This is a genomic window from Micromonospora sp. NPDC049175, assembly GCF_043197345.1.
Taxonomy (GTDB): Bacteria; Actinomycetota; Actinomycetes; order Mycobacteriales; family Micromonosporaceae; genus Micromonospora.
Genome location: NZ_JBICSY010000016.1, coordinates 54051 through 79110, shown reverse-complemented (window position 1 = coordinate 79110; position 25060 = coordinate 54051). Strand labels below are relative to the sequence as shown.

The 25060-nt window shown below is 70.9% G+C and carries 27 protein-coding genes; 12 read left to right on the top strand and 15 right to left on the bottom strand.

The genetic code is table 11. The features are described 5' to 3' along the window. Window positions 1–163 precede the first annotated feature (163 nt). From ACGFH8_RS34730 to ACGFH8_RS34720, 3 genes are read left to right on the top strand one after another with little or no spacing between them, the layout of a single operon-like run. Window positions 164–523 carry a Scr1 family TA system antitoxin-like transcriptional regulator gene (locus tag ACGFH8_RS34730; protein WP_393375840.1) on the top strand — a complete coding sequence of 120 codons (360 nt, stop codon included), beginning with the start codon at window positions 164–166 and terminating at the stop codon, window positions 521–523. Beyond that, window positions 514–723, top strand: coding sequence for a DUF397 domain-containing protein (locus ACGFH8_RS34725; protein ID WP_393375838.1), 210 nt, complete (start codon window positions 514–516; stop codon window positions 721–723). The genes ACGFH8_RS34730 and ACGFH8_RS34725 overlap by 10 nt, the downstream gene beginning before the upstream one ends. 14 nt (window positions 724–737) lie before the next feature. Next, the gene (locus ACGFH8_RS34720; RefSeq protein ID WP_393375836.1) at window positions 738–1949 is read left to right on the top strand and encodes an AI-2E family transporter; all 1212 of its coding nucleotides are present in this window, start codon (window positions 738–740) and stop codon (window positions 1947–1949) included. A 98-nt stretch (window positions 1950–2047) separates the two neighbouring features. Here the strand turns inward: ACGFH8_RS34720 and ACGFH8_RS34715 are convergent, their stop codons facing one another. The 7 genes from ACGFH8_RS34715 to ACGFH8_RS34685 form a co-directional block, all read right to left on the bottom strand. Then, the gene (locus tag ACGFH8_RS34715; protein ID WP_393375833.1) at window positions 2048–2857 is read right to left on the bottom strand and encodes an alpha/beta hydrolase; all 810 of its coding nucleotides are present in this window, start codon (window positions 2855–2857) and stop codon (window positions 2048–2050) included. A 99-nt stretch (window positions 2858–2956) separates the two neighbouring features. Continuing rightward, a complete protein-coding gene (locus ACGFH8_RS34710; RefSeq protein ID WP_393375832.1) occupies window positions 2957–3286 on the bottom strand; it encodes a hypothetical protein in 330 nt (109 codons plus the stop codon). Window positions 3287–3323: 37 nt separating this feature from the next. Further along, window positions 3324–4385, bottom strand: a complete 1062-nt coding sequence (locus ACGFH8_RS34705) for a hypothetical protein (RefSeq protein WP_393375830.1) — start codon at window positions 4383–4385, stop codon at window positions 3324–3326. Continuing rightward, window positions 4382–4876 (bottom strand): SigE family RNA polymerase sigma factor, encoded by a 495-nt coding sequence (locus ACGFH8_RS34700; protein ID WP_393375827.1) that lies wholly within the window; start codon window positions 4874–4876, stop codon window positions 4382–4384. The genes ACGFH8_RS34705 and ACGFH8_RS34700 overlap by 4 nt, the downstream gene beginning before the upstream one ends. A 40-nt stretch (window positions 4877–4916) precedes the next feature. Continuing rightward, window positions 4917–6764 carry a 3-hydroxyacyl-CoA dehydrogenase family protein gene (locus tag ACGFH8_RS34695; protein WP_393375824.1) on the bottom strand — a complete coding sequence of 616 codons (1848 nt, stop codon included), beginning with the start codon at window positions 6762–6764 and terminating at the stop codon, window positions 4917–4919. A gap of 126 nt (window positions 6765–6890) precedes the next feature. Continuing rightward, window positions 6891–7955 carry an alpha/beta fold hydrolase gene (locus ACGFH8_RS34690; protein WP_393375821.1) on the bottom strand — a complete coding sequence of 355 codons (1065 nt, stop codon included), beginning with the start codon at window positions 7953–7955 and terminating at the stop codon, window positions 6891–6893. 100 nt (window positions 7956–8055) lie between these two features. Continuing rightward, a complete protein-coding gene (locus ACGFH8_RS34685; RefSeq protein ID WP_393375819.1) occupies window positions 8056–8421 on the bottom strand; it encodes an FHA domain-containing protein in 366 nt (121 codons plus the stop codon). Between the two features lie 306 nt (window positions 8422–8727). Here ACGFH8_RS34685 and ACGFH8_RS34680 point away from each other — a divergent pair, with 306 nt between their 5' ends. After that, entirely contained in the window at window positions 8728–10224 is a 1497-nt protein-coding gene (locus tag ACGFH8_RS34680; RefSeq protein WP_393375817.1) for an aldehyde dehydrogenase family protein, read from the top strand. Between the two features lie 80 nt (window positions 10225–10304). Beyond that, window positions 10305–10964, top strand: coding sequence for a class I SAM-dependent methyltransferase (locus ACGFH8_RS34675; protein ID WP_393375814.1), 660 nt, complete (start codon window positions 10305–10307; stop codon window positions 10962–10964). A gap of 27 nt (window positions 10965–10991) precedes the next feature. Here ACGFH8_RS34675 and nucS read toward each other — a convergent pair whose 3' ends face one another. Next, window positions 10992–11651 carry an endonuclease NucS gene (nucS, locus tag ACGFH8_RS34670; protein ID WP_357246312.1) on the bottom strand — a complete coding sequence of 220 codons (660 nt, stop codon included), beginning with the start codon at window positions 11649–11651 and terminating at the stop codon, window positions 10992–10994. 71 nt (window positions 11652–11722) lie between these two features. Between nucS and ACGFH8_RS34665 the strand changes: the two genes are divergently transcribed. Both ACGFH8_RS34665 and ACGFH8_RS34660 read left to right on the top strand, forming a co-directional pair. After that, complete coding sequence (locus tag ACGFH8_RS34665) at window positions 11723–12340, top strand: DUF4126 domain-containing protein (RefSeq protein ID WP_393375811.1); 618 nt, start codon at window positions 11723–11725, stop codon at window positions 12338–12340. Window positions 12341–12510: 170 nt separating this feature from the next. Continuing rightward, a complete protein-coding gene (locus ACGFH8_RS34660) occupies window positions 12511–12807 on the top strand; it encodes a DUF1540 domain-containing protein (RefSeq protein ID WP_393375808.1) in 297 nt (98 codons plus the stop codon). 16 nt (window positions 12808–12823) lie between these two features. On the opposite strand, the gene ACGFH8_RS34655 is transcribed toward ACGFH8_RS34660, so the two are convergent. Further along, complete coding sequence (locus ACGFH8_RS34655; RefSeq protein WP_393375806.1) at window positions 12824–14830, bottom strand: protein meaA; 2007 nt, start codon at window positions 14828–14830, stop codon at window positions 12824–12826. A gap of 152 nt (window positions 14831–14982) precedes the next feature. On the opposite strand from ACGFH8_RS34655, the gene ACGFH8_RS34650 reads away from it, so the two are divergent. Continuing rightward, the gene (locus ACGFH8_RS34650; RefSeq protein ID WP_393375803.1) at window positions 14983–15834 is read left to right on the top strand and encodes an ABC transporter ATP-binding protein; all 852 of its coding nucleotides are present in this window, start codon (window positions 14983–14985) and stop codon (window positions 15832–15834) included. Further along, window positions 15831–16676, top strand: a complete 846-nt coding sequence (locus ACGFH8_RS34645; RefSeq protein ID WP_393375800.1) for an ABC transporter permease — start codon at window positions 15831–15833, stop codon at window positions 16674–16676. The genes ACGFH8_RS34650 and ACGFH8_RS34645 overlap by 4 nt, the downstream gene beginning before the upstream one ends. A 41-nt stretch (window positions 16677–16717) precedes the next feature. Here the strand turns inward: ACGFH8_RS34645 and ACGFH8_RS34640 are convergent, their stop codons facing one another. Continuing rightward, window positions 16718–17566, bottom strand: coding sequence for a 3-hydroxyacyl-CoA dehydrogenase family protein (locus tag ACGFH8_RS34640; protein ID WP_393375798.1), 849 nt, complete (start codon window positions 17564–17566; stop codon window positions 16718–16720). Window positions 17567–17788: 222 nt separating this feature from the next. Here ACGFH8_RS34640 and ACGFH8_RS34635 point away from each other — a divergent pair, with 222 nt between their 5' ends. Continuing rightward, on the top strand, window positions 17789–18400 hold the full coding sequence (locus ACGFH8_RS34635) for a hypothetical protein (RefSeq protein ID WP_393375795.1): 612 nt from the start codon (window positions 17789–17791) through the stop codon (window positions 18398–18400). On the opposite strand, the gene ACGFH8_RS34630 is transcribed toward ACGFH8_RS34635, so the two are convergent. Further along, window positions 18391–19824, bottom strand: coding sequence for a serine/threonine-protein kinase (locus tag ACGFH8_RS34630; RefSeq protein WP_393375794.1), 1434 nt, complete (start codon window positions 19822–19824; stop codon window positions 18391–18393). The genes ACGFH8_RS34635 and ACGFH8_RS34630 overlap by 10 nt on opposite strands. 44 nt (window positions 19825–19868) lie before the next feature. On the opposite strand from ACGFH8_RS34630, the gene ACGFH8_RS34625 reads away from it, so the two are divergent. After that, entirely contained in the window at window positions 19869–20417 is a 549-nt protein-coding gene (locus tag ACGFH8_RS34625) for an RNA polymerase sigma factor (RefSeq protein ID WP_393375791.1), read from the top strand. Window positions 20418–20475: 58 nt separating this feature from the next. Here the strand turns inward: ACGFH8_RS34625 and murA are convergent, their stop codons facing one another. Further along, window positions 20476–21918, bottom strand: a complete 1443-nt coding sequence (murA, locus tag ACGFH8_RS34620; RefSeq protein WP_393375788.1) for a UDP-N-acetylglucosamine 1-carboxyvinyltransferase — start codon at window positions 21916–21918, stop codon at window positions 20476–20478. On the opposite strand from murA, the gene ACGFH8_RS34615 reads away from it, so the two are divergent. Further along, window positions 21917–22489 (top strand): cob(I)yrinic acid a,c-diamide adenosyltransferase, encoded by a 573-nt coding sequence (locus ACGFH8_RS34615; RefSeq protein WP_355030779.1) that lies wholly within the window; start codon window positions 21917–21919, stop codon window positions 22487–22489. The genes murA and ACGFH8_RS34615 overlap by 2 nt on opposite strands. 543 nt (window positions 22490–23032) lie before the next feature. Here the strand turns inward: ACGFH8_RS34615 and ACGFH8_RS34610 are convergent. The 3 genes from ACGFH8_RS34610 to ACGFH8_RS34600 form a co-directional block, all read right to left on the bottom strand. Next, the gene (locus ACGFH8_RS34610; protein WP_357246350.1) at window positions 23033–23488 is read right to left on the bottom strand and encodes a DUF2550 domain-containing protein; all 456 of its coding nucleotides are present in this window, start codon (window positions 23486–23488) and stop codon (window positions 23033–23035) included. Between the two features lie 12 nt (window positions 23489–23500). Continuing rightward, window positions 23501–23782 (bottom strand): F0F1 ATP synthase subunit epsilon, encoded by a 282-nt coding sequence (locus ACGFH8_RS34605; protein ID WP_357412305.1) that lies wholly within the window; start codon window positions 23780–23782, stop codon window positions 23501–23503. 88 nt (window positions 23783–23870) lie between these two features. Further along, window positions 23871–25016 carry an LCP family protein gene (locus ACGFH8_RS34600; protein ID WP_393375851.1) on the bottom strand — a complete coding sequence of 382 codons (1146 nt, stop codon included), beginning with the start codon at window positions 25014–25016 and terminating at the stop codon, window positions 23871–23873. Window positions 25017–25060: the final 44 nt, after the last annotated feature.

Sequence of the window (25060 nt, the reverse complement as noted above, 5' to 3'; positions counted from 1 at the left end):
ATGTCGCCGACGAACTCAACGACCGCCCCCGCATGACCCTGGGCTGGGCCACCCCAGGTGAGAAGATGACCCAGCTCCTCGGTGTTGCAACCACCGGTTGAGCCCGCCCGCGTAACGGAAACTGTCCAAGATCTCCCCGTCGGCGAGGCCCGGACGATGACGGGTGGCGACGGCCGTCTGCCGGCAGCGGCACATCCGTCGCAGTGCGGGGTGTGGGTGCGTCGCGGGGTGGTCGAGTAGTTCACCCACCGCGTCGCCAGCCGGGAACGACCGCACGTCAGCCCGCATATCGTCCCGGCCCAAACCGGGCTGCACGTCGGGCCTTTCCGGTCCGTTCGATCTGGACCGAGACGCCGACGGTGGTTGGGTGGGGCACATGGAACATCAGATTGACGGTCTCGTGGTCGATGGCGACCATGAGGTGGCTACGCTGCTGGCGCGCTGGGAGATGATCAGAAACGGTGCGTCGTCCCGCCGCCAGTCGATCGAGCTGATGAAGGAAGTTGTGACCTCATGGACCTGACCGGTGCACGCTGGCGCACGTCCAGCCGTAGCGGCAACGGAGAGTGTGTCGAGGTGGCGGACAACCTGCCCGGAGTGGTGGGGGTGCGAGACAGCCTGGTGGGGGTGCGAGACAGCAAGGACTCGACCGGCCCGGTGTTGGTCTTCGCGCCGGCCGCGTGGCGGGCGTACGTGGCCACCGCTCCTCGTCCCACCGCCTGAGCCGGGAGGTCTCTGTGCCACAGCACGACAGGTCCGGCGACGACCCGGACGTGACCCCCGATCCCCTGCCAGCGAAGACGCCACCGCCGGCAGACGCGTCACCGCCGGCAGACGCGCCACCGCCGGTGCCGGTCCCCGCTCCGGGAATCGACCCGGACGCGCCGCCGGCGGTCCCGTCCGGGAAGTTCGGCACACCGGGGCGTCCGCTGCGCCGCAGCAGTTTCCTGATCGGGTTCACCGGGGCGCTGGGCGTGCTGCTGGCGTACACCCTCTATCTGGGGATTCGCAATGCCGGCGGCATCCTGGTGCTGGTGGTGATCGCACTGTTCCTGGCGGTCGGCCTCAACCCGGCGGTGGTCCGGCTACGCCGCTGGGGTGTGCCGCACGGCCTTGCGGTGGCGGCGGTCGCGTTGGTCGTGGTGCTGCTGCTCTGCGGTGGCGTGGTGGCGCTGGTCCCGCCGATCGTGACGCAGTCGGGGCAGTTCATCGACCAGATCCCGAACCTGCTCGACGAGTTGCGGCGCAATCCGACTGTCAATGACCTGGTGGAGCGGTACGACGTGGTGGAGCGCGTGCAGGGCGCGGCCAACGCGGAGACCGTCGGCCGGGCGCTCGGCGGGGTGCTCGGCGGCGCACAACTGATCTTCGGCACGGTGTTCCGGACGCTAACCGTGCTGGTGCTGACGATCTATTTCCTGGCCTACTTCAACAAGCTTCGCGCCCTGGGCTACTCGTTGGTGCCCCGGTCGCGGCGGGAGCGGGTGCAGCTGATCGGTGACGAGATCCTGGCCAAGGTCGGGGCCTACATGGTCGGCGCGCTCAGCATCGCGGTGCTGGCCGGCGCGACCACCTTCGTCTTCGCGCTGATCGTCGGGCTGCCGTACCCGTTCGCGCTGGCCGTGGTGGTGGCGGTGACCGACCTGATCCCGCAGATCGGCGCCACCCTGGGCGCGGTGATCGTGAGCCTGGTCGGCTTTGCCACCGACCTGCCCACCGGCATCGCCTGCGCGATCTTCTTCCTGGTCTACCAGCAGGTGGAGAACTACCTGATCTACCCGAAGGTGATGCGGCGCTCGGTGGAGGTCAACGAGGTGGCCGCCCTGCTGGCCGCGCTGCTGGGCGTAGCGCTGCTGGGCGTGGTGGGAGCGCTGATCGCCATCCCCACGGTGGCCGCGCTGCAACTGATCCTGCGCGAGGTGGTGCTACCTCGCCAGGAGACCCGCTGAGCGCCAGCCAGCCGACCGGCGGCCGGCGCGCAGACGGGCGGGTCAGCCGACCAGGCCGCGGGCGAACGGGTCAGCCGACCAGGCCGCGGGCGAACGGGTCAGCCGGCCTGCCCGGCGGCCGGGCCGGGGACGGGCGTGTCGGCGAACGAGGCCACCGTCCGGTCGGCGTACGCGCTGACGTCGCCGGCCTCCATCGGGCCGTCCCAGGTCGTGGGCAGCGGCACGTCGACGGCCGGGTTGACCCGCCGGACGATCTCGTCGAGCACCGTCTCCGCGTCGCCCACCCAGAGGTGCTTGGCGCCGGGCACCCCGACCACCTCGGCCTGCGGCACGGCGGCGAACCGTTCCCGCGCCTCGGTCGGGCGCAGGTAGTCGTCGAACTCGGGCACCAGCGCCGTCAGCGGCCGACCCGAGGTGGCCCAGGTGGCCAGGTCCGCAGGTGTCGAGAAGCGCAGCGGCGGGGAGAGCAGGATCGCTCCGGCGATCGCCGGGTCGCAGCCGTACTTCAGGGCCAGGTCCGTGCCGAACGACCAGCCGACGAGCCAGATGTTGGGCAGCTCGGCGAACTCCGCGTACTCGATGGCGGCGGCCACGTCGTACCGCTCCCCCACCGCGCCGTCGAACGCTCCCTCGCTGGTGCCACGCAGGCTGCTGGTGCCCCGGGTGTTGAACCGCAGCACGGCCAGGTCGGCCAGGGCGGGCAACCGCCAGGCCGCCTTACGGAAGACGTGGCTGTCCATCATTCCGCCGTGGGTGGGCAGCGGATGCAGGCAGACCAGGGTGGCCACCGGCGGCCGGTCGGCCGGCAGGGCCAGCTCACCGACCAGGCGCAGACCGTCGGCGGTGTGCAGCTCGATGTCCTCCCGGCTGCCGGGCAGGATGGACGACGCGCGAATCGCTGTGCTCACCGCCCAAGTCTGTCGCGAAGTCACCGCCGCCGCCCGCCCAGGCACAAACAGCGTGATCCAGGTCGCTGAGCCGCGCCAGGACACACCCGGTCGGGTCGGTCAGTAGCGCGGGGCGCCCCGGCCGCGTTGCACCGCCGGCCCGCGCCGGTCCCGGGCTCGCCAGCAGCCGCTGTGCCAGTGCCGTCGGTCGGTCAGGTCACCCAGGCCGTCGGACGGCCAGGCCACCAGGTGGGCCACTCCGGGTGGGATCTCCTGGTTACAGCCGGGGCAGCGGTACGTCTTGACGGACGCCCCGGCGCCGATCCCGCGTACCTGCCAGGCGCCGTCGGCCCACTGCTGCACCGAGGCGACACCCTGCCGGACCCGGTCGGCGTCCAGGTTGGCGTTCTCGTCCCGGCGAGGGCGATTGCGACGGGGGCTCACAGTCACCAAGCGTACGGTCCGTCTGGTGGGGCGGCCCGGTCGGTCACCAGGACGCGGGCTCGTCCAGCGGCTCGGCGACCTGCGCACCGCCCAGCACCGTTGCCGCGTCCTCCTCGTCGTACCCCTGTGCCGGCCAACCGAAGTTGGCGGTCAGGTGTGCCTTGGGAAAGCCGAGCAGCTCAAGTTCGCCAACCTGGGGATCGATATGCGCTGGTTTGCCATTGACAGTCCGATTCCCTTCGGTGCGGGTGCCGGCGATGCCCGTCGCGTACTGCAACTCGACCTGGATCGCGCCCGGGGTGCTCCCGGAGACCATCATCTGCACGCCGAACGCCGCCGGGAACGGCGCCACCGTCACCGCGCACCTCGTGAGCCGCGTGCCCGCCGGCAGCGTGGTGAGCCGCAGTGGGCCACCGCACCGGTGTGCCTGGTCGAGGCGCAGCGCGGCGGCCACGTCGAACAGGTCCCGCTCGTCGGGGCCGCTGCTGCTGGCCCTGGCGTACACCCCGGGGGCGGGTTGCCAGTGCCGCAGCCAGGCCAGGACGCCGTAGGGCCCCTCGGCGTGCGACACCGACCCGTCGTAGACGCCGTCCTTGATCAGCTCCGGTACCAGGGCCGGCAGGCCCTGGGCGCGCATGGGCAGGGCGTCCGCGGAGGCGGCCAGCTCCACGGTGACGGCGCGCCCGTCGATGTCGAGCCGCGCCATCTCCACGCCGTTCTGCACGGACCAGGAGAGGTACCGGGGGCCGTCCGGGGCGAGCCCGAAGTGCAGCACGTTCGGGTCCGCGCCGACCAGGTCGGGTCGGGCGGCCGCACCCGGTACGCCGTCGAGCCGGGGCGGCGTCACGGCCTCCACGGCGTCGCTCGGCAGGCCCAGACCTGGAATGACGACGCGCGGGCCGGAGTCGGTGAGGTCCACCGGGCCGAGGGCCACGCCCGCGCCGATGACGGCCACCACCCCGAGCACCGCGCCGGTGGTGGTGCGTCGGCGGCGGATTCGTCCCCGGCCCCGGGCCACGGCGACGGCCAGCAGCCGGTCGGTGTCCACAGTGCCCTCGGCGTGCTCGCGCAGCGTCTGGTCGATCCGCTGGTCGAGGTCTGTCACGGTCGGCTCCCGTTCGTGGCCGGGGCGCCGCAGCGCTCCCGGAGGTTGGCGAGCGCCCGCATCGCGTGGGTACGGACGGTGACCGGCGCGCAGTCCAGGATCTGGGCGATCGTCGCGTCGTCGAGGTCCTCGTAGTAGCGCAGCACCAGCACCGCCCGCTGACGGTCGGGCAGGCCGAGGATGAGCCGCCACATCTCGTCCCGGTCGGCCGCTTCGCCGCCGAGGTCGCCGCGGTGGGCCCGCTCGGCGAAGGAGTCGACGACGAGCTCGCGGCTGGACCGGCGACGCCACCAGGAGTGGTTGGCGTTGACAAGCATCCGGCGCACGTACACGTCGGGCCGGTCGGCGCGGGCGATCCTGCGCCACTGCACGTACGCCTGGGACAGCACCTCCTGGGTGAGGTCCTCGGCCCGGTGTTCGTCACCGGTCAGCAGCCGGGCGAGCCGGACCAGCGCCGGTCCCCGGCTGCTGACGTACTCCTCGAAGGTCACACCCTGCAGACGCCCTGGGCACCCTGCGGCGTTGACCCGGTCAGCGGTGCGAGTGGTCGCGGAAGCCGCGGCGGGTCTTACGACCCAGGTAGCCGGCCGTGACCAGGTGCTCCAACAGTGGCGCGGGTGCGAAGCCCGGCTCGCGCAACTCCAGGTACAGCTCGCGCTGGATCGCCAACGCGACATCCAGCCCGACCACGTCGAGCAGCTCGAAGGGGCCCATCGGGTAGCCACAGCCCAGCTTCATGGCGTGGTCGATGTCGTCGGCGGTCGAGTAGCTGGCCTCGAGCATCTTCACCGCGTCGTTCAGGTAGGGGAAGAGCAGCGCGTTGACGATGAACCCGGACCGGTCACCGCAGACCACACCGGTCTTGCCCAGAGCGGCGCAGACGGCGCGGACGGTGGCGGTGGCCTCCGGGGAGGTGCGGATCGTGCGGACCACCTCGACGAGCGGCATGACCGGCGCCGGGTTGAAGAAGTGCAGCCCCACCACGTCGGCCGGCCGGTGGGTGGCCATCGCCACGTCGATCACCGGCAGGGACGAGGTGGTGGTGGCCAGCACCACGCCGGGCTTGCAGATCTCGTCGAGGCTCGCGAAGAGCGCCTTCTTCACGCTCAACTCCTCGACCACCGCCTCGACCACCAGGTCGACGTCGGCGAGGTGGTCGAGGGTGGCCGACCAGCTGATCCGGCCGAGTGCGGCGTCCCGGTCGGCCTCGGTGAGCCGGCCGCGCACCACGCCCTTGTTCAGCGAGGTCTTCACCGCCTCGCAGACCGTCGCGGACTTCTCCGCGCCGCGGGTCACCGACACGACCTCGTAGCCGGCCTTCGCGAAGACCTCGATGATCCCGGTGGCCATCGTCCCGGAGCCCACGATGCCGACTTTGGTCACGACTGCGGGGCTCGCAAGCTCACTCCTCGCGCTCCCGATGCCGACCTCCGCGTAGATGGCCCGCGCGCCGTCGGCGACCCCGGCCTCCGTCGTCAGGGGCGTCGCCTCATCCGGTACGACCACCGGCGAGCCGGGCCGCTCGTAGGTGTAGAAGCCCCGACCGGACTTCCGGCCGAGCAGCCCCGCCGTCACCATCTGCTTGAGCAGCGGCACCGGTGCGTGCCGGCGGTCCCGCCCGCCGCGCCGGTACATGGTGTCCAGAATCTCGTACGCGGTGTCCAGGCCGATCAGGTCCATCAGCGCCAGCGGGCCCATCGGCAGGCCGCAGCCGAGCTTCATCGCGGCGTCGATGTCCTCCCGGGCGGCGTAGTGCGACTCGACCATGGCGACCGCGTGGTTGAGGTAGCCGAAGAGCAGCGCGTTGGCGATGAAGCCGGCCCGGTCGTTGATGGTGACGTCGACCTTGCCGAGCCGGGCGCAGAGGGCCTCGACGTCGGCGACCACCTCGGGCGAGGTGACAACGGTGCGGACCACCTCGACAAGCTTCATCACCGGGGCCGGGTTGAAGAAGTGGATGCCGATCACCTGGTTGGGCCGGGTGGTGGCCACCGAGATCTCGGTGACGCTCAGCGACGAGGTGTTGGTGGCGAGGATGGCCTCCGGCCGGCAGACCCGGTCCAGCTCCGCGAAGATCCGCTGCTTGAGGTCGAGGTGCTCGGGCACCGCCTCGATGACCAGGTCGACGGAGTGCAGCGCGGGCAGTCCGACCGCGAAGTGCACCCGCTCGTGCAGGGCGTCGCGGTCCGCCGCGGCGAGCTTGCCCTTGGCGACCGCCCGGTCGGTGGAGGCGGTGAGGGTGGCCCGGCCGCGTTCCAGCGCCGGCTCGGAGATCTCGACCGCGACCACGTCGATGCCGTTTCGGGCGAAGACCTCGACGATGCCGGCACCCATGGTGCCCAGCCCCACCACACCCACGGTGCTGAACTCGCGCGCCACGACCGGCCTCCCCAGACACTTCGCACGGCTCCTGAACGGCCGCTAAGGCTATGCGCGCGAGTCTGCCATGTGACGCTTGGTTGTCGAGACGCCGTGGCATATTTCACCGCCGACGGCGTCGGGCCGCTAGGCGGCGGGTCCGGTGGTCAGTGCCAGCAGTTCCGCCACGAACTCCGCCGGCCGCTCCAGGTGCGGGCTGTGTCCGCAACCGGGCAACACCACCTCCTGGTACGTGCCGCCGGCCGCCGCGTACCGCTCCAGCACCGACCGGGTCTGGCCGACCATCGGCTGCGGCGGGCAGGCCTCCGCGCCGGGCCAGCCCGGCACGAGACCCAGCGAGCCCAGGTACGCCAGGTCGAACAGCGAGGTGTCCGAGACGATGGCGTCGGCGTCGCCGCGTACCCAGGTGACCGGGGGCTTGTCGGCGACGGCCACCAGCTCGTCGGCGAGCCGGAACCAGGTCGGCGCGAGGGCGTTGAGCACGCCGCGCTTCCCCGGCGCGGTGCCCGGCCAGTTCTCCGACGGCGCCGCCGTGCCCGGGTAGTTGTCGTCCCCCGTGGCGGTGGAGAGCACCGTGTCCAGGAGCAGGTCCTCGTCCGCGCCGAGCGCCGCCGGATCGGCCACGTAGGTGGCGCGCAGGACGGCGCGTGGGCTGGCCGGGTTGTCCGTGCTCCGATCGCCGGCGGCGAGCCGGGCGACGAAGTCCGGGTTCGCCGTGCCCGCGCCGGTGCCGGCGAAGTCGGGAGTGGTGGGTGTGCCGGTCAGGTCGCGGGTGCCGCCGAAGCCGTACGGGGAGACCGGTGCCGCGAGCAGCAACGCGCCCACCCGGTGTGGGTGGTCGACGAGCAGTGCCATCGCCACTCCGCCGCCGAGGGAGTGCCCGACCACCACCGGGCGGGTGTCGGTGGCGCCGAAGAGCGTCGGGTCGTCCAGCAGGGCGGCCACGTCGTCGGCGAAGTCCCGCAGGCCCCGGGTGGCGTCCACGGGGGCCGTCGCGGAGTCGCCGTAGCCGCGCAGGTCGGGGGCGACCACCCGCAGCGTCGGCGGCAGCCGCCGGACCAGCGGCTCCCAGAACAGGGCGGACGAGCAGTTGCCGTGGATCAGCAGCACCGGGATGCCGTCCGGTGGTCCGGCCACCCGGACCGCCTGGGTGATGCCGTTCGCCGTGACGCTCCGCTGCTCGGTTTCCATCCGCGGGATGGTGCCACGCCCCCCGGTGCCGGTCCAGGTGGCTGACAGCCATCCCGGGCGCGGCCCAGGTGTGGGCCGCGCCCGGGTCGGCGTGCGTCGGTCAGCGGCGGGCGCCGGGCGGCGCGGCCAGCGGCAGCGGCAGCGTCGGTCGGACGTCCCGCCGGGACGGGCCGAAGCTGAGCCCCACCGGATCGGTGTGTGCCACCCCCGGATCGAACAGGCGCAGTTCGGTACGGCCGAGTCGGATCACGTCGCCGTCGGAGAGACGCTCGACGTCGGTGATCCGGCGGTCGTTGAGCCAGGTGCCGTTTGTCGAGCCGAGGTCCCGCAGCGACGGGCCCTCCGGGGCCAGCCACACCTCCGCGTGGCGGCGGCTCAGGTGCGGGTCGCTGATGACGACGTGGCCGGTCGGTGCCCGACCGACCACCTGCGGTTCGACCCGAAGTCGAAAACTCGCTCCGCGCATCGGCCCACCCGCCACCGTCAACAGCGGCATAAGTTCCGGATGTTCCTCCATGGACAGTCAGCCCTCCACCCCACACCGTTACTCCGCGCGTCAGCCTGCCATCAGACGGTAATCATCGACACCGACCGGCCGGTCAGCTCCTCGCCACCTCCCGGCTACCTGCCGTTCGACGATTCGGGCGGGTCCCGTTCGCCATCAACAGCTTGACCTGCACTGACAAACGATCAGGCGAAGCGGTACGACTACGGGCCGCGAGGTTGCGATCCGGACCTACCGGCGAGTAATCCTCGGGTCTAGACTTCCGCCATGACGGCTGTGCAGGTCCCGGGTCTTCCGGTCATCGAGGCGGGTCGGCTGGTCTCCACCAGCCCGGCCACCGGCGCTGAGGCCGGCCGCTTCCCGGTCGCGACCGACGCCGACGTGCGGCGGGCCGTCGAGGACGCCCGCGTCGCCGGGGGGTGGTGGGCCGGGCTCGGCTTCACCGCCCGCCGCGAACGGATGCTGCGGTGGCGGGCCCTGCTCGCCAAACGCATCGAGGAGTTGGCCGAGCTGGTCCACGTCGAGGGTGGCAAGCCGACCGCCGACGCGATCGTCGAGATCGTCACCGCGATCGAGCACATCGACTGGGCCGCCCGCAACGCCAGCCGCGTGCTGGGCCCGCGTCGGGTGCGGTCCCGGCTCATCCTCGCCGAGTTCTCCGGTCACCTCGAATACCAGCCGCACGGCGTGGTCGGCGTGATCGGGCCGTGGAATTATCCGGTCTTCACGCCGATCGGTTCCGCCGCGTACGCGTTGGCCGCCGGCAACGCCGTGGTGCTCAAGCCGAGCGAATACACCCCGGCCGCCGGCCAGTGGCTTGTGGACAGCTTCGCGGAGGTGGTGCCCGAGCATCAGGTCTTCGCCACCGTGCACGGGCTGGGCGACGTGGGTGCCGCGCTGTGCCGCTCCGGGGTCGACAAGCTGGCCTTCACCGGTTCGACCGCCACCGCCCGGAAGGTGATGGCCGCCTGCGCCGAGACGCTGACCCCGGTGCTGATCGAGGGCGGCGGCAAGGACGCCATGATCGTGGACAGCGACGCCGATCTAGACGCCGCGGCCGAGGCGTGTGTCTGGGGCGGCATGACGAACGCCGGACAGACCTGCATCGGCATCGAGCGGGTGTACGCGGTCGACGCCGTCTTCGACGCCTTCGTCGACAAGGTGGTGGCCCGCGCCGGTCGGTTGACCGTCGGGCCGGAGGGCACCGACATCGGCCCGATCACCATGCCCACGCAGATCGACGTGATCCGCCGGCACATCGACGCCGCGATCACGTCCGGCGGGCGCGCGGTGCTCGGCGGCCCGAGCGCGGTGCAGCCGCCGTACGTGCACCCGACCGTGCTCGTGGACGTCCCGGAGGAGTCGGCCGCCGTCCGCGAGGAGACCTTCGGCCCGACGCTGACCATCAGCCGGGTCCGCGACGCCGACGAGGCCGTGACCCGCGCCAACGCCCTGCCGTACGGGCTGGGGGGTTCGGTCTTCGGCCGGCGGCGGGCGGTGTCCATCGCGCGGCGGCTGCGCTCCGGAATGGCCTCGATCAATTCCGCGCTGACCTTCGCCGGCATGTCCACCCTGCCGTTCGGTGGGGTCGGCGACTCCGGCTTCGGGCGGATCCACGGCGAGGACGGGCTGCGTGAGTTCGGCCGGGCCAAGGCGGTCACCCGCCGTCGGGCCCGGTCGCTGTTGCCGTCGATGACCTTCGAACGGACTCCGACCGACGTGGCGCGACTCGTCAAGGCCATCAAGATCATGTACGGAAGGTGAGTGTCGGATAACCGATCTTCAACAAAGATCAGCGTATCCACATGTTTATACGCGGTGTCGGCGGCGGTACATTGCGTTAAATGGGCCCCAATCGATTGCGCTACCGCCTTGTCGACAGCGACCAGTCGTGGAGTGCGCGGCGGCGCCAGCATCGCTCGGACTGGTTGGCGCGCACTTTTCCCGACATCGGCGACATGCACGTGGTCGATCTCGGCGGCCGGCTCGGCACCTGGCACCGCGCGACGGTCCGCCCGGCCCGGGTGACAGTCATCAACCTGGAGCAGCCGCCCGCCGTCGTGCCGGACTGGGCCCACGTCGAACAGGCCGACGCCTGCGATCTGCCCCCGCGCCTCGCGAAGACCGAATACGACCTGGTCTTCTCCAACTCGGTCCTGGAGCATGTGGGCGGGCACGAACGCCGGCTGCGCTTCGCCGCGGCCGCCCGCGCGATGGCCGACCGGCACTGGGTGCAGACGCCCTACCGCTACTTCCCCATCGAGCCGCACTGGATCGCGCCCGGGATGCAGTTCCTGCCGGTGCGACTACGCACCGCGCTCGCCCGCCGCTGGCCGCTGGGCCACAAGCCGACCCGCAGTCACGACGCCGCCATCCACCAGGTGCTCTGGACCGAGTTGCTGGACCGCTCGCAGATGCGCCACTACTTCCCCGACTCGACAATGCTCGTCGAGCGGGCGTTCGGCCTGCCCAAGTCGCTGATCGCGGTGCGTGCCGGCGGGTGAGCCGATGAGAGCCGGCGGGTGAGCCGATCAGAAGAGCGTCAGTTCGTCCTTCTCGATGCCCCGCAGCCGGTCGTAGTTGACGACCACGCACCGGATGCCCCGGTCGGCGGCGAGCACCCGGGCCTGCGGCTTGATCTCCTGCGCCGCGAAGACCCCGGCCACCGGGCTGAGCAGCGGGTCACGGTTCATCAACTCGAGGTATCGGGTGAGCTGCTCCACACCGTCGATGTCGCCGCGCCGCTTGACCTCGACGGCCACGGCGCCGGAGTTGGCATCCCGGCAGAGCAGGTCGACCGGGCCGATCGCCGTCATGTACTCGCGACGGACCAGCGTGAACCCCTCGCCCAACGCACCGGGGTTGGCGGCCAACAACTCCTGCAGGTGCGCCTCCACCCCGTCCTTGCGCAGGCCCGGGTCCACACCCAGCTCGTACGAGGTGTCCTGGAAGATCTCCTCCAGGGTGATCCGCAGCTCCTCGCCGGCCTTGTTGACCACCCGCCACACGCCGGGGGCCTCCTCCAGCCGGCAGGGCGGGCTCATCCAGTTCAACGGCTTGTACGCCCGGTCGTCGGCATGGATCGACACCGACCCGTCCGCCTTCACCATCAGCAACCGAGTGGCCGGCGGCAGGTGAGCCGAGAGCCGTCCGACATAGTCCACCGAGCACTTCGCAATGACCAACCGCACCCGACGAGGGTAGCCGAGGACCCACCGGTCACCGCCGAGCGGCACTGGCGCGTCGGTGCGATGCTGAGACAGTGTTCGAAGTCCTCACCGGCACCGGCCTCGCCGCCTCAGCGGGGCTGAACGCCTACATACCCCTGCTCGCCCTCGGCCTCCTCGGCCGCTACACCGACCTGATCGACCTGCCCAGCGGCTGGACCTGGCTCGGCAACGGCTGGGTCATCGTCATCCTGGCCGTGCTGCTCGCCGTAGAGATGGTCGCGGACAAGGTGCCCGTCGTCGACCACATCAACGACGTGGTGCAGACAGTGGTCCGACCCACCGCCGGTGGTCTGGCCTTCGGCGCCGGATCCTCGTCGGAGACGGTGACGGTCAGCGACCCGGGGAGCTTCTTCTCGTCGCACCAGTGGGTGCCGGTCGTCACCGGCGTGCTGCTGGCGTTGGGCGTACACCTGCTCAAGTCCGCGGCCCGCCCCATCATCAACGCGAGCACGGCCGGGTTCGGCGCACCGGTGGCCAGCACCGCCGAGGACGCCACGAGCGTGGTGGTCTCCCTGGTGGCGATCATCCTGCCGGTGCTGGTGCTGGCTTTCCTGCTCGGTCTGGTGGCCTTCGTCTACTGGTTCCTCCGGCGACGCTCCGCGCGCCGCCGGGAACGCGAGGCGGCCCGCGCCGCCGGCTTCCGCGTCTGACGCTTGATCGACGCGGGTTCCTGGAAACCGGGCCATCCCCGCAGCGGGACACCCCGCCTTCCGGAAGCCCGAGTCGATCACGCTGGGCGCCGGATCGGCGGCCCGCCATATTCGGGTTGGGTGGGTCGGCAAAAGCCTAGGATCAGGGCAAAGGCCTAGAGGAGGTTGGCATGACTGCAGCGTTGGAGATGCCCCGAGTCCAGGAATGTGTCGTTGCCGCTTGCGCCTACAACCAGTCGGGCGACTGCCACGCCTTCGCGATCACGATCGGCAGCATGGATCACGCGCACTGCCACACCTTCGTCGAGTCGCCGATCCGGGGCGGCGTGGACGGCATGACCGCCCAGGTCGGCGCCTGCCAGCGTTCCGACTGTCGGCACAACGAGCAGTTGGAGTGCCACGCGTCGTCGATCAAGGTCGGCCCGGACAACGACCTGGCCGACTGCATGACCTACGCCGGCCGCTGACCCGCCCACAGCGGGGTCAGGGCAGGTCGTTGGCGTGCCGAATGACCGTCACCAGGTCGTCGATGATGTCGGTGAGGGCGAAGTCCCTCGGGGTGAAGACCCGGGCCACCCCGGCCGCCCGCAGCGTGTCGGCGTCATTGGCGGGGATGATGCCGCCCACGACCACCGGCAGGTCCGCCCGTCCGGCGGCGCGCAGCCCGTCCAGCACCGCGGGCACGGCGGCCAGGTGGGACCCGGAGAGCACGGACAGCCCGACCAGGTCGACGTCCTCCTCGACGGCGGCGGCGACGATCTGCCCCGCGGTCAGCCGGATGCCCTGGTAGACGACCTCGAAGCCGGCGTCGCGGGCGCGTACCGCGATCTGCTCCGCGCCGTTCGAGTGCCCGTCCAGGCCGGGTTTGCCGACCAGCAGCCGCAGCCGGCCGCTGCCCAACTCGCGGGCGGTGGCGACGACCCGCTCGCGGACGGCGGCGAGGCCCGCGTCTCCGCCGCTGGCGGTGGCGCCGGCCAGGCCGGTCGGCGCCCGGTACTCGCCGAAGACCTCCCGCAGCGCACCGGCCCACTCGCCGGTGGTCACCCCCACCCGGGCGCACTCCAGGGTGGCGGGCATCAGGTTGGCGGTGGTCGCGGCGTCCGCGCGCAGCCGGGCCAGTGCCGCGTCGACCGCGTCCGCGTCCCGATCGGCCCGCCACCGCCGTACGCCCTCCGCGGCGGCCGCCTCGACCGCCGGGTCGACCTGCTCGACGGCCTCCGCACCGGCTGCGGTCAGCGGGGAGGGTTCGGTCTCGGCGTACCTGTTGACCCCGACCACCACGTCCGCGCCGGACTCCATCCGGCGGCGGCGTTCGGCGAGCGAGGCGACAAGCGCGCTCTTGAGGTAGCCGGTCTCCACGGCGGCGACCACACCGCCCAGCTCCAGCACCTTGTCCAGCTCGACCCGCGCCCCGGTGACGACCTCGTCGACGAGCGCGGTCATCACGTACGAGCCGGCGAAGAGATCGGGATATTCGAGCAGATCCGACTCGTACGCCAGGACCTGCTGCATCCGCAGCGACCACTGTTGGTCCCAGGGGCGGGGCAGGCCGAGCGCCTCGTTCCAGGCGGGTAGCTGCACGGCGCGGGCCCGCGCGTCGCGGGACATCGTCACGCCGAGCATCTCCAGCACGATGCGCTGGATGTTGTTCTCCGGCTGCGCCTCGCTGAGGCCGAGCGAGTTGACCTGCACGCCGTAGCGGAAGCGCCGCTGCCGGGCCTCGGTGATCCCGTACCGGTCCCGGGTGATCTCGTCCCAGAGCACGCCGAACGCGCGCATCTTGGCGACCTCCTCGACGAAACGCACACCGGCGTTGACGAAGAACGAGATCCGCTGTACCACGTCGCCCATCCGCTCGGCCGGCACCTGACCCGCGTCCCGGACCGCGTCGAGCACGGCGACCGCGGTGGCCAGCGCGAAGCCGACCTCCTGCACGGGCGTGGCCCCGGCCTCCTGGAGGTGGTACGAGCAGATGTTGACCGGGTTCCACCGGGGCATCGTCTCGAGGGTGTGGGCGATGACGTCGGCGGTGAGCCGCAGCGACGCGGCCGGCGGGAAGATGTAGGTCCCTCGGGACAGGTACTCCTTGATGATGTCGTTCTGGGTGGTCCCGGAGAGCATGGCGGCGGTCGAGCCCTGCTCCTGGGCGACGATGCCGTAGAGGGAGAGCAGCCACATGGCCGGGGCGTTGATGGTCATCGAGGTGTTCATCTCGGCGAGCGGGATGCCGTCGAAGAGGGCCCGCATGTCGCCGAGGTGGGCCACCGGCACCCCCACCCGGCCGACCTCACCGACGGCCAACTCGTGGTCCGGGTCGTACCCGGTCTGGGTGGGCAGGTCGAAGGCGACCGAGAGGCCGGTCTGCCCCTTTGCCAGGTTGCGACGGAAGAGGGCGTTCGTCGCAGTGGCCGACGAGTGGCCGGCGTAGGTGCGCATCAACCACGGGCGGTCCCGCTCGGGCAGACGCAGCGCAGATGCCGTCTCATCCATGGCTGGAGCTTAAGTTACCGTCCGGTAAAACGGGCTGTGGAAAACCACACAGGTCCATGTCGGGGACGTCCGGGGGCGAAGCGCCCGTGGTGGCGCGCACCGCTACACCCCGGGGCACCGCGGCGACCGGGTCAGGGCGCACACTTGACGGCATGGATGACGAGCTGGCCATCTCCGTCCGCGGGCTGCGCAAGGCGTACGGCGACAACGTCGCGGTGGCGGGCGTGGACCTCGACGTACGCCGGGGCGAGGTGTTCGCGTTGCTCGGCCCGAACGGCGCCGGCAAGACCACCACCGTGGAGATCCTGGAGGGTTACCGACGCCGGGATGCCGGCGAGGTCTCGGTGCTCGGCACGGACCCGGCGCACCCGGACGCCGACTGGCGCTCCCGCGTCGGCATCGTGCTCCAGGGCACCGGGGAGTTCGACGAGTTGACGGTGGCCGAGGTGATCCGGCACTTCTCCGGTTTCTATCCCGACGCCGACGACCCGGACAAGGTGATCGCGCGGGTCGGGCTGGCCGACAAGGCGAAGGCCCGTACGCACACCCTCTCCGGCGGGCAGAAGCGCCGCCTGGACGTGGCGCTGGGCATCGTCGGTCGCCCCGAGCTGCTCTTCCTCGACGAGCCGACCACCGGCTTCGACCCCGAGGCGCGCCGCGAGTTCTGGGAGCTGATCCGCGACCTCGCCGCGGCGGGCACCACAATCGTGCTGACCACTCACTACCTGGACGAGGCGGAGGCGCTCGCCGACCGGGTCGGGGTGATCGCCGGCGGCCGACTTGTCGAGGTGGCCGCCCCGAACCAACTGGGCAACCGGCAGGAGGCCCTCGCGACGGTCTCCTGGCGTACCCCGGACGGGACGCCGGAGAGTGCGCAGAGCGCGACGCCGACGGCCCTGGTGGCCGAGCTGGCCGCGCGTTACGGCGGCGAGGTTCCCGGCCTCACGGTGACCCGGCCGACCCTGGAGGACGTCTACCTCACCATGATCGGACACGCGCGATGACCACCACGACGAAGCCGGCGACGCCTGTCGCCGCGACCCCGGGCCGTCGGCCGTCGGCCGGCGCGCTCGCCCTGCGTCAGGGCCGACTGGAGATCACCCAGTTCCTGCGCAGCCGGGAGTCCGTGGTCTTCACCATGGGCTTCCCCATCATCATGATCCTGATCTTCGCGTCGATCTTCAGCGGGGAGATCGGGGGCGGGGTCAAGTTCACCCAGTACTTCATCACCGGCATGATCGCGACCGGCCTGATGACGGTGAGCTTCCAGAACCTCGGCATCTGGATCCCGATCGAGCGGGACCGGGGTGTGCTCAAGCGCTACCGGGGCACGCCGATGCCGAAGTGGGTCTGGTTCGCCGGCAAGGTGATCATGGTGGTGGCGATCGGCATCGCCGAGACCGTGCTGCTGCTGGCCGTCGCGGTGGCGTTGTTCGACCTCGACCTGCCGGGCACCGCCGCGAAGTGGTTCACCTTCGGCTGGGTCGCCGCGCTCGGGGTGACCGCCTGCACCCTGTGCGGCATCGCCATCTCGTCGCTGGCGCGCACCGCCCGCAGCGGCTCGGCCGTGGTCACCCCGGTCGCCCTGGTCCTCCAGTTCATCTCCGGGGTGTTCTTCGTCTTCACCGACCTGCCCACCTGGATGCAGCAGGTGGCGGCGCTGTTCCCGCTCAAGTGGATGTGTCAGGGGCTGCGGTCGGTGTTCCTGCCGGAGAGCTTCGGCACCCAGGAGCCGGGCGGCTCGTTCGAGCTGGGCCGGGTCGCCCTGGTGCTGGCCCTGTGGTGCGTGATCGGCGTGGTGCTCTGCCTGACCACCTTCCGCTGGACCACCAAGCGCGACGGCTGAGTGGTCGACCGGGGCGGGCGGCCCGCCCCGGTCGCCGTGCCTCAGTACGTGTAGAAGCCCTTGCCGGTCTTGCGGCCCAGGTCGCCGGCGGTGACCATCCGCTGGAGCAGCTCCGGCGGAAAGAACTTCTCGTCGGCCGTGTCGGTGTAGATGTTCTTCGAGGCGTGCAGCAGCACGTCCACGCCGGTCAGGTCGGTGGTGGCCAGCGGGCCCATCGCGTGCCCGAAGCCCAGGCGGCAGGCCGTGTCCAGGTCCTCGGCGGACACCACGCCGGACTCCACGAGCTTGACCGCCTCCATCACCAGGGCGGAGATCAGCCGGGTGGTGACGAAGCCGGCGATGTCCCGGTTGACGACCACCACCGTCTTGCCGATCTCCTCGGCGAAGGACCGCGCGGTGTCCAGCGTCGCGTCGCTGGTCTTGTAGCCGCGCACCAGCTCGCAGAGCTGCATCATCGGCACCGGGGAGAAGAAGTGGGTGCCGACGACCGCCTCGGGCCGCTCGGTCACCGCGGCGATCTGGGTGACCGGAATGGCCGAGGTGTTGGTGGCGAGCACAGCGTCCGCCTTGCAGATCTTGTCCAGGGCGCGGAACACCTCGTGCTTGATCTCCAGCCGCTCGAAGACCGCCTCGACCACGATGTCCGCGTCCGCCGCCGCCTCCAGCTCGGTGGTCGGGGTGATCCGCGCGAGCGTCGCCTCGACCTCGGACGCCTCGATCTTGCCCTTCTCGGCGAACTTCTCCAGTGACTTCCGGATGCCGCCGAGCCCACGGGTGGTGGCCGCGTCGTCCAGGTCGCGCAGCGTCACCTGCCAGCCGGCCTGCGCCGCCACCTGAGCGATGCCGGAGCCCATCAAACCCGCCCCGACGACCGCGAGTCGACCCGCCATCTGCTTCTCCCTCGCTGCGATTGAGTGCCTCACTGCACCCTAGTCGGCGAGCCTGAACGATGACTAAGCGAGTTGCCGGGCGGTCGACGTCGGCCGTGACATGATGCCCCGCGCCGGCGTGACAAATTAACGACTCCGCGCGGCGAACAAAACCGCCTGCGGGCGCATCGAACCCTACGACAGCAACCCAGTGCAATGAGCCAGGAGTCAACGATGCGTGCAATGCCTGTGGTCGGAACCCTCACCTGCCTCCTGTTCGTGGGAGCGTGCGCGTCACCCACGCACCGGAGCGGTGGCGCGGCGCCGGCCGGTTCCCCGGAGCAGACGGCCAGCGCGCCCACCACCGGGACGCCGGCGTCGTCCGCGCCGTCCTCACCGTCCGCGCCGCCCGTGCCGTCCGGCGACGCCGCCAGCACCGCCCTCGTCCTGGGACCGAACGGGCTCGGCCCACTGAAGCTCGGCATGCCCCGCCAGCAGGCCACCGCGACGGGACTGCTGCGCCCGCTCACCGACTTCGTGGGCGATTGCACGACTACACAACTGAAGTCCGCCCCGACCGACGAGGGGTATGTCAACCTCTCCCGGGCGCTGGGGATCGCCACCATCGACGCGTACGGCAGCATCAAGACGCCCGAGGGAGCGGGAGTCGGCATGTCCAGCGCCGACATGCTTCGCGTCTACCCGGGGTGGTCGGCGGCCGACGGGGACGCGACAAACGGTCGCGGCGTCGTCAAGGCCCCCGGCAACAACAAGGCCGTCTACCGCATCGAGACGGTCAAGGGCACCGTGGCCCAACTGACCCTGCAGTACGCGAACCAGGACTGCTACGAGTAGACGGACCCGAACCGGCCGGCCTGCGGCGCCAGCGAGCTGGACATCCGCAGGCTGGCCAGGATCTCGTCGGTCAGGTCCGCGTCGCCGACCTGTTTGATCTGCAGGTAGACGCCATAGCCGCGCTGCGGCACGGAGAGCACCACCTCGCTGAACGAGACCGAGGCGCCACACGACGTCCACCGCCGTACCCGCGCCGGGTTGCCTCCCACGTCCACGGTCCGGTCGGGCTGCTGGACGCAGGCGGTGTGGCCGGGCAACGCGGGTGCCGCGCCGTCGGCGAGCAGGCCCTTGCTCGCACCGACGAACACACCGGGTATCCCGCTCGCCGGATCGGGCCAGACGTCAAGATCCGGGGCGACCACGAGACCCGGCGCCTCGCCAGCGGGAAGTCGCAGCACCGAGGGATCCCAGCCGGCATCCCTCACCTGGCCGGCCCAGCTCGACGGCACCGCGACCGACAGGGCGCCAGAGTCATCGTGGACGCGTACCCAGCCCGACCCTGGCGCCGACGTGGAGCTGGAACCCGCCGTCGCCAAGAGCGCGACAAGTGCGACAGCGACGCCGCCGACCCGTGCCAACCGCCGCGCGACCCGACCACGGCCCGTGTCCCGGTCCATCGCCGCGATGAGCCGGTGCAACTCCTTCAGCAGCACCGCGGCGGACGACCAGCGTTGCCGGGGGTCCGGATGCAGCGCACGTCGCACCAGATCGTCCACCGTGGACGGGATACCTGGCCGCCCCTGGGACGGCCTGGGCAACGACCGCCCTCCCCGGCCGGCGCGGCCGGCCTGGTCGGGAGGGCTCCCGGTGAGCATGTGGTACATGGTCGCGCCGATGGCGTACACGTCGGCGCGGATGTCCAGGCCCCCGCCGGGGGTGGCCTGCTCGGGTGGCATGTAGCCGGGCGTGCCGGCCGCGATGGTGAAGCCGGACGCGTTCGCGAGCGCCTTGGCCAGGCCGAGGTCCGCGACGAGTACCCGATCCCGACCCGCGGCCGGCTGGAACAACACATTCGACGGTTTGAGGTCCCGGTGCAGCACACCGGCCTCGTGCAGCACCGTGACCGCACGTGTGATGTCGGCCGCGACAAGCAGGGCCTCCCGTACCGGCATCGGCCCCGAGACGAGCCGATCCGCGAGGGTGCCGCCGGCCGCGTACGGCATCACCAGGTACGGCCGCCCGTCCGGCAGCTCACCGACGTCGAGCACACGCACGAGCAGGCTGGAATCCGTCCGCCGCATGATCCGCGCTTCCTGCTCGAAGCGTTCCCGCAGATCGGCGTGGTACGACCAGTTGTCCGCCAGCACCTTGATCGCCACCGACGCGTCCAGGGCATCGTCCGCGCCGAGCCACACGGTGGCGAACGCGCCGGAACCGATACGCCGCAGCACGCGATATCGGCCGATCTTGTCGGGTACTGACACGCCCGTATTATGACCTCCAATACGGGGAGGAACGGGGCCTGGGCATGGCAGATGATCTTGAAATCGAAACGCTCGCCGGCCGGGCCGCCACCGGCGACGCCGCCGCTCTCGACGCGCTGCTGATCAGGATCGGTCCGCAGGTCCTTCGGCAGTGTCTGCGCCTGCTCCCGTGCCGGCAGGACGCCGAAGAAGCGTGCCAGGATGCCCTTCTGCAGGTCGCTCGCAAGATAGACGGCTTCGCGGGACGGTCGAAGTTCTCCACCTGGCTCTACATCGTCACGGCCAACTGCGCCCGGCAGACGTACCGAAGCCTCAAGCGCCGGGCCGACGAGCAGGCCGTGCCACTGCTTCCGCTCGATGCCGCCGACCCGCGCACGACGAGCGTGATCGCGGGTTCCCGCCTCGACCTGCTGGATGCGCTGGAACGGCTGGAGGCGCACCGACCCGAACTTGTCGCCCCGCTGGTGATGCGTGACCTGTGCCAGTTGACCTACGACGAGATCGCCGACCACCTCGCCATTCCGATCGGCACCCTGAAGTCACGCATCCACGACGCACGACAGCACGTACGCGCCTCGCTGCGGCCCGCCTGACCTCGCTGCGGCCCGCCTGACCTCGCGAGAAAGCACGACAGCACGCGGTGCGACCGCCTCAGATCTCCAGCGACGGTTCGTCCGGGGTGGTGCCCCGGTCGACCGCCACGCCGAGGGCGCGGAGGTCGGCCACGAAGTCCGGGTAACCCCTGTCGACGTGGTGCACGTGGGACACCGCGGTGACCCCCTGCGCGCACAGCCCGGCGATGATCAGCCCGGCACCGGCGCGGATGTCGGTCGCCTGCACCGGTGCGCCGGAGAGCCGACCCCGCCCACGGACCACCGCGTGGTGCCCGTCGGTCTTGATGTCCGCGCCGAGTCGCATCATCTCGTTGGCGAACATGAACCGGCCGTCGAAGATGTTCTCGGTGATCAGCGAGGCGCCATCGCTGACCGCGGCCAGCCCGATCGCCATCGGCAGCAGGTCGGTGGCGAAGCCGGGGTACGGCAACGTCACCACGTCCACCGCCCGGGGCCGGTCGTCCATCCGTACGCGGAAGCCGTCCCCCCGGGTCTCCACCAGGCCACCGGCAGCCACCACCTTGTCCAGCGCGACCTCCAGGTACGCCGGGTCCAGCCCGGTCACCGTCACGTCGCCCCTGGTCATCGCCGCCCCGAACGCCCAGGTCCCGGCGACGATCCGGTCCCCCACCGTGGCGTGCCGGACCGGGTGCAGACCCGGCACCCCGGTGATCCGCAACGTGGACGTGCCCGCGCCGGAGATCCGCGCGCCCATCTGGTTGAGCATCGTGCAGATGTCGACGATCTCCGGCTCCCGGGCGGCGTTGTCGATCATCGTGACGCCCTGGGCCAGCACCGCCGCCATCACCAGGTTCTCGGTCGCGCCCACGCTGGGAAAGTCCAGCACGATGTCCGCGCCGCGCAGCCCGTGCGGGGCGGAGGCGATGACGAAGCCGTGCTCACCGGAGATCTCCGCGCCCATCCGGGTCAGCCCCGAGACGTGCATGTCCAGCCCTCGTGACCCGATGGCGTCGCCGCCGGGGTGGGCCACCCGCACGTACCCCCGGCGGGCCAACAGCGGGCCGAGCACACAGATCGACGCGCGCAACCGTCGGACCAGGTCGTAGTCGGCCTCCGCGCCCGGCTGCTCCGGCACGTCGATGGTCACCGAACGGGACCGGGCCACCCCGCCGCGGGCGACCATCGGGTCGACCGGGTCGTCCGCGTCGAACCGGACGCCGCAGCCCAGCCGGCGCAGCACCTCGCCCATGATCGCGATGTCGGTGATCCGCGGGACGTTCGTGATCACGCTGCGGCCCGGGGCGAGCAACGCGGCGGCCATCAGCTTCAACGCCGAGTTCTTGGCCCCCACCACGTGCACGGTGCCGGCGAGCCGGGCGTCACCGTGCACCCGGATGACGTCGACGTCGTTGACCGCCGGGTCGCCCGCGTCGCCGGGGCCCACCACCACCGGCCAACTCGTCGCGCTGTCCGGCCGCGCCGGGATCGTCAGGTCGGGAATCCGTAGGCTGTGCGTCATGGCCGTCCACCTCACGCGCATCTACACCAAGGCCGGCGACGCCGGCATGACCAGGCTGAGCAACAACGAGCAGGTGCCGAAGACCGATCCACGGATCGCCGCGTACGCGGATGTCGACGAGTGCAACGCCGCGATCGGCGTCGCGCTCGCCCTGGGTGGGCTCGACGAGGAACTGCGGGGCGTGCTGGGGTCGGTGCAGAACGACCTGTTCGACGTCGGCGCCGACCTGTCCACCCCCGTCGAGCCGGAGCCGAAGTACCCGCCGCTGCGGGTGACCGAGGAGTACGTCGAACGCCTCGAGGGCTGGTGCGACGAGTACAACGCACGCCTGAGCAAGCTCGACTCCTTCATCCTCCCCGGTGGCACCCCCGGTGCGGCGCTGCTCCACGTGGCGCGGACCACCGCCCGGCGCGCCGAACGCGCGGCGTGGGCGCTGGTCAGCCACGATCCGGAACGCACCAGCACCCTCCCGGCAAAGTATCTCAACAGGCTCTCCGATCTGCTCTTTATCCTGTCAAGAACGGCAAATCCGGCGGGAGATGTGCTATGGGTCCCGGGCGGCAAGCGCTGACCGACGGGTCACCGCACCACGTCCAGCTAGGGATTCCCACTCTGCCCGCCACCACGCGTAGCCGGGACCGCTTCTCGGCGCACGTGGCGAGTCGCCCTGCGTGGCGAGTCGCCCTGCGTGGCGAGTGCGGCGGACGGGTTGATCGACTCGGTTTCCTCGATGTCGGGGTGTTGTCGTGGCCGGGATGGCCCGACATCCAGGAAACCGAGTCGATCTAGGCGCTGCTCAGGCCTGGCTTGCCGAGGCAGGACTCACTGGCGTGCCGAGGCAGGACTCACTGGCTTGCCGAGGCAGGACTCACTGGCTTGCCGAGGCAGGACTCAACCAAACCGGTAACGGCAGGTGATGAAACCGCGCCAAACCGGCGCACCGCAACAACCACGGGTTTCCGGGGGAGCCCGCCCGGCGCAGGGATCAAGCCTGACCGCCCGGAGCCGGGTGGGCTCCCCCGGAAACCCCAAGCGCAACCACCGAGCACCCCAAGCAGCCCGAGCACCCCAAGCACCCCGAGCACCCCAAGCACCCCGAGCAGCCCAAGCACCCTCAGGCAGCAGGCCAATCCTGGGAGGCCATACGCGGCGAGACCGCCCCCGGAGGAGCGGCCTCGAGCCAAGAGAGGAAACCGGTAACCGTGGACCGCGCCATGGCGATCTCCACCGGTGCGTGGTGACTGGTACAGCGGAGGATCACCCAGTCGGCCGGCATGGAGAGCCGTTCCTGACCTTCCGGCAACCGGCGGCGCTCCACGGCCAATCCCTTGCGGGAGAGCACCCGCTTGGGTCGGATCGCGAAGCTGAACATTCGGTACCACCGCAGCTCGTCACCGGCGAACCGGCCGAAGCCGGGCGACCAGCCACGGCCGTCGAGCATTGTGGTGACTCGGACGCTGAGCCGGATGATGCCACCGCTGCGGGTGACCAGGGCTCGCCGGACGAAGAGGGTCAGCAGCGCGCCGAGGATGACGACAACGCCGATCCCGATTCCTTCGACGATGTCCATCCCCGGTGTGGCTCAGCGGCTCTGCGCGGAGACCGGGGTTGCGCTCTCGGCCAGCACGGTGACGCCGTCGGCGCTCACCGAGAGGAAGCCGCCGGCGACCTCGTAGGAGACCTGCTCACCGCCGGCGAGCTTGATGCGGACCTGACCGGGCTCCGCGAGCTGGCCGAGCAGCGGCGCGTGCCCCGGCAGGACACCGAGCTCGCCTTCGGTCGTCCGGGCGACGACCATCTCGGCGTCACCGGACCAGACCTTCTCCTCGACGGCGACGAGCTCGACGTGAAGCTGCTTTGCCACGCTGTCTCCTTGCTGCGGCGACGGATTGCCGAAAGTCTAGCCTGACGCGCACGCGCTCCCCACGCGGGTGGGAGAACCCGTGCCACGACTACTTGGTCTTGTTCAGGAAGTCCGGATGCTCCAGCAGGAAGGGGTCGAGCTGCTCGCTGTGCAGGGCGGTGAAGAAGTCCCGGACATCCGGCTGGAACTGCTCACCGAGGTAGGCACCCCTGCTGCTCTTCAGCTCACCACCGGCAAGCTTGATCATCTGGATGGTGTTGGGGCGGATGTCCTTCAGGGCGAGCCCGAAGTCGACAACGCTGCTGCCCCGGCCGTTGAAGATCAGCGACTGGCCGGCGGCGCGGAGCACCTTGTCCAGCTTGATCGGGTTGGCGACCACGTCGGCGCTGAACGCCTGGCCGACCATGGCCTTGACGAACTGCTGCTGGTGGCGCTGCCGGCCGTAGTCGGAGTCCGGGACACCGTTCTTCGGGTAGCGCTGCCGGACGTAGTCCAGCGCCTGCCACCCGCTGAGGTGTTGGTTGCCCTTCTTGTAGACCGCCTGCGGGCCCACGTAACCCTCGCCCCACGTCTTGCCCGGCCGCGCCTTGCCGTCCGGCTGCTTGTGCTCGGACTTGACCTCGCGCTCGATGTACATGTCGACGCCGCCCATCGCGTCGACGATCTTCTGGAAGCCGGTGAAGTTGATGATGGCACCCGCGTCGAAACGCTTGATGCCTGTCACGTTCTGCACGGTGGTGGCCAGCAACTCGAAGCCCCGCGCCGCGTCGGGGTTGGCCCCCGGCACCTTGCTGCCGAACGACATGGCAGCGTTGATCTTCGTGGTCTCGCCGGGGAAGTCGGCCTTCTTGAACTCGGGGATCTGCACGTAGAGGTCGCGCGGCAGGGAGAAGAGGTAGGCCCGGTCCATCGACGCCGGCACGTGCAGCACCATGATCGAGTCGGCGAGCGGCGCGGCCGTCGGCGTACGCGGGTCGATGCCGACGAGCAGGATGTTGAGGGGGCCCTTGATGTCGCTCTTCTTCGGCTGGGCGCCCGCCGCCTGGTCACCGAACAGGTCTGCCTTGCCGACCGCGCCCTCGTAGCGGGCCATCAGGGCCTCCGTGCCGACCAGCACCGCTCCGCTGAGCACGACCAGCACGGTGCCGAACACCGTGCAGATCCTCGCCCAGCGCGGCACGCCGCGCCAGACGGATGACTTGCGGCCACGCTTGCCGGCCTTACCCACGAGCAGCTCCGTTCGTTACGCCCACGCGAGGGAAGACGGGCGCACGTCGT

Bases quoted from the DNA above. Each gene is read 5' to 3' on its own strand.
- ACGFH8_RS34610 (WP_357246350.1), bottom strand. From the start codon at position 23,488: ATGGACATCGTCGAAGGAATCGGGATCGGCGTTGTCGTCATCCTCGGC.
- ACGFH8_RS34690 (WP_393375821.1), bottom strand. From the start codon at position 7,955: ATGGAAACCGAGCAGCGGAGCGTCACGGCGAACGGCATCACCCAGGCG.
- ACGFH8_RS34680 (WP_393375817.1), top strand. From the start codon at position 8,728: ATGACGGCTGTGCAGGTCCCGGGTCTTCCGGTCATCGAGGCGGGTCGG.
- ACGFH8_RS34675 (WP_393375814.1), top strand. From the start codon at position 10,305: ATGGGCCCCAATCGATTGCGCTACCGCCTTGTCGACAGCGACCAGTCG.
- ACGFH8_RS34660 (WP_393375808.1), top strand. From the start codon at position 12,511: ATGACTGCAGCGTTGGAGATGCCCCGAGTCCAGGAATGTGTCGTTGCC.
- ACGFH8_RS34640 (WP_393375798.1), bottom strand. From the start codon at position 17,566: ATGGCGGGTCGACTCGCGGTCGTCGGGGCGGGTTTGATGGGCTCCGGC.
- ACGFH8_RS34650 (WP_393375803.1), top strand. From the start codon at position 14,983: ATGGATGACGAGCTGGCCATCTCCGTCCGCGGGCTGCGCAAGGCGTAC.
- ACGFH8_RS34685 (WP_393375819.1), bottom strand. From the start codon at position 8,421: ATGCGCGGAGCGAGTTTTCGACTTCGGGTCGAACCGCAGGTGGTCGGT.
- ACGFH8_RS34615 (WP_355030779.1), top strand. From the start codon at position 21,917: ATGGCCGTCCACCTCACGCGCATCTACACCAAGGCCGGCGACGCCGGC.
- ACGFH8_RS34725 (WP_393375838.1), top strand. From the start codon at position 514: ATGGACCTGACCGGTGCACGCTGGCGCACGTCCAGCCGTAGCGGCAAC.
- ACGFH8_RS34645 (WP_393375800.1), top strand. From the start codon at position 15,831: ATGACCACCACGACGAAGCCGGCGACGCCTGTCGCCGCGACCCCGGGC.
- murA (WP_393375788.1), bottom strand. From the start codon at position 21,918: ATGACGCACAGCCTACGGATTCCCGACCTGACGATCCCGGCGCGGCCG.
- ACGFH8_RS34655 (WP_393375806.1), bottom strand. From the start codon at position 14,830: ATGGATGAGACGGCATCTGCGCTGCGTCTGCCCGAGCGGGACCGCCCG.
- ACGFH8_RS34635 (WP_393375795.1), top strand. From the start codon at position 17,789: ATGCCTGTGGTCGGAACCCTCACCTGCCTCCTGTTCGTGGGAGCGTGC.
- ACGFH8_RS34625 (WP_393375791.1), top strand. From the start codon at position 19,869: ATGGCAGATGATCTTGAAATCGAAACGCTCGCCGGCCGGGCCGCCACC.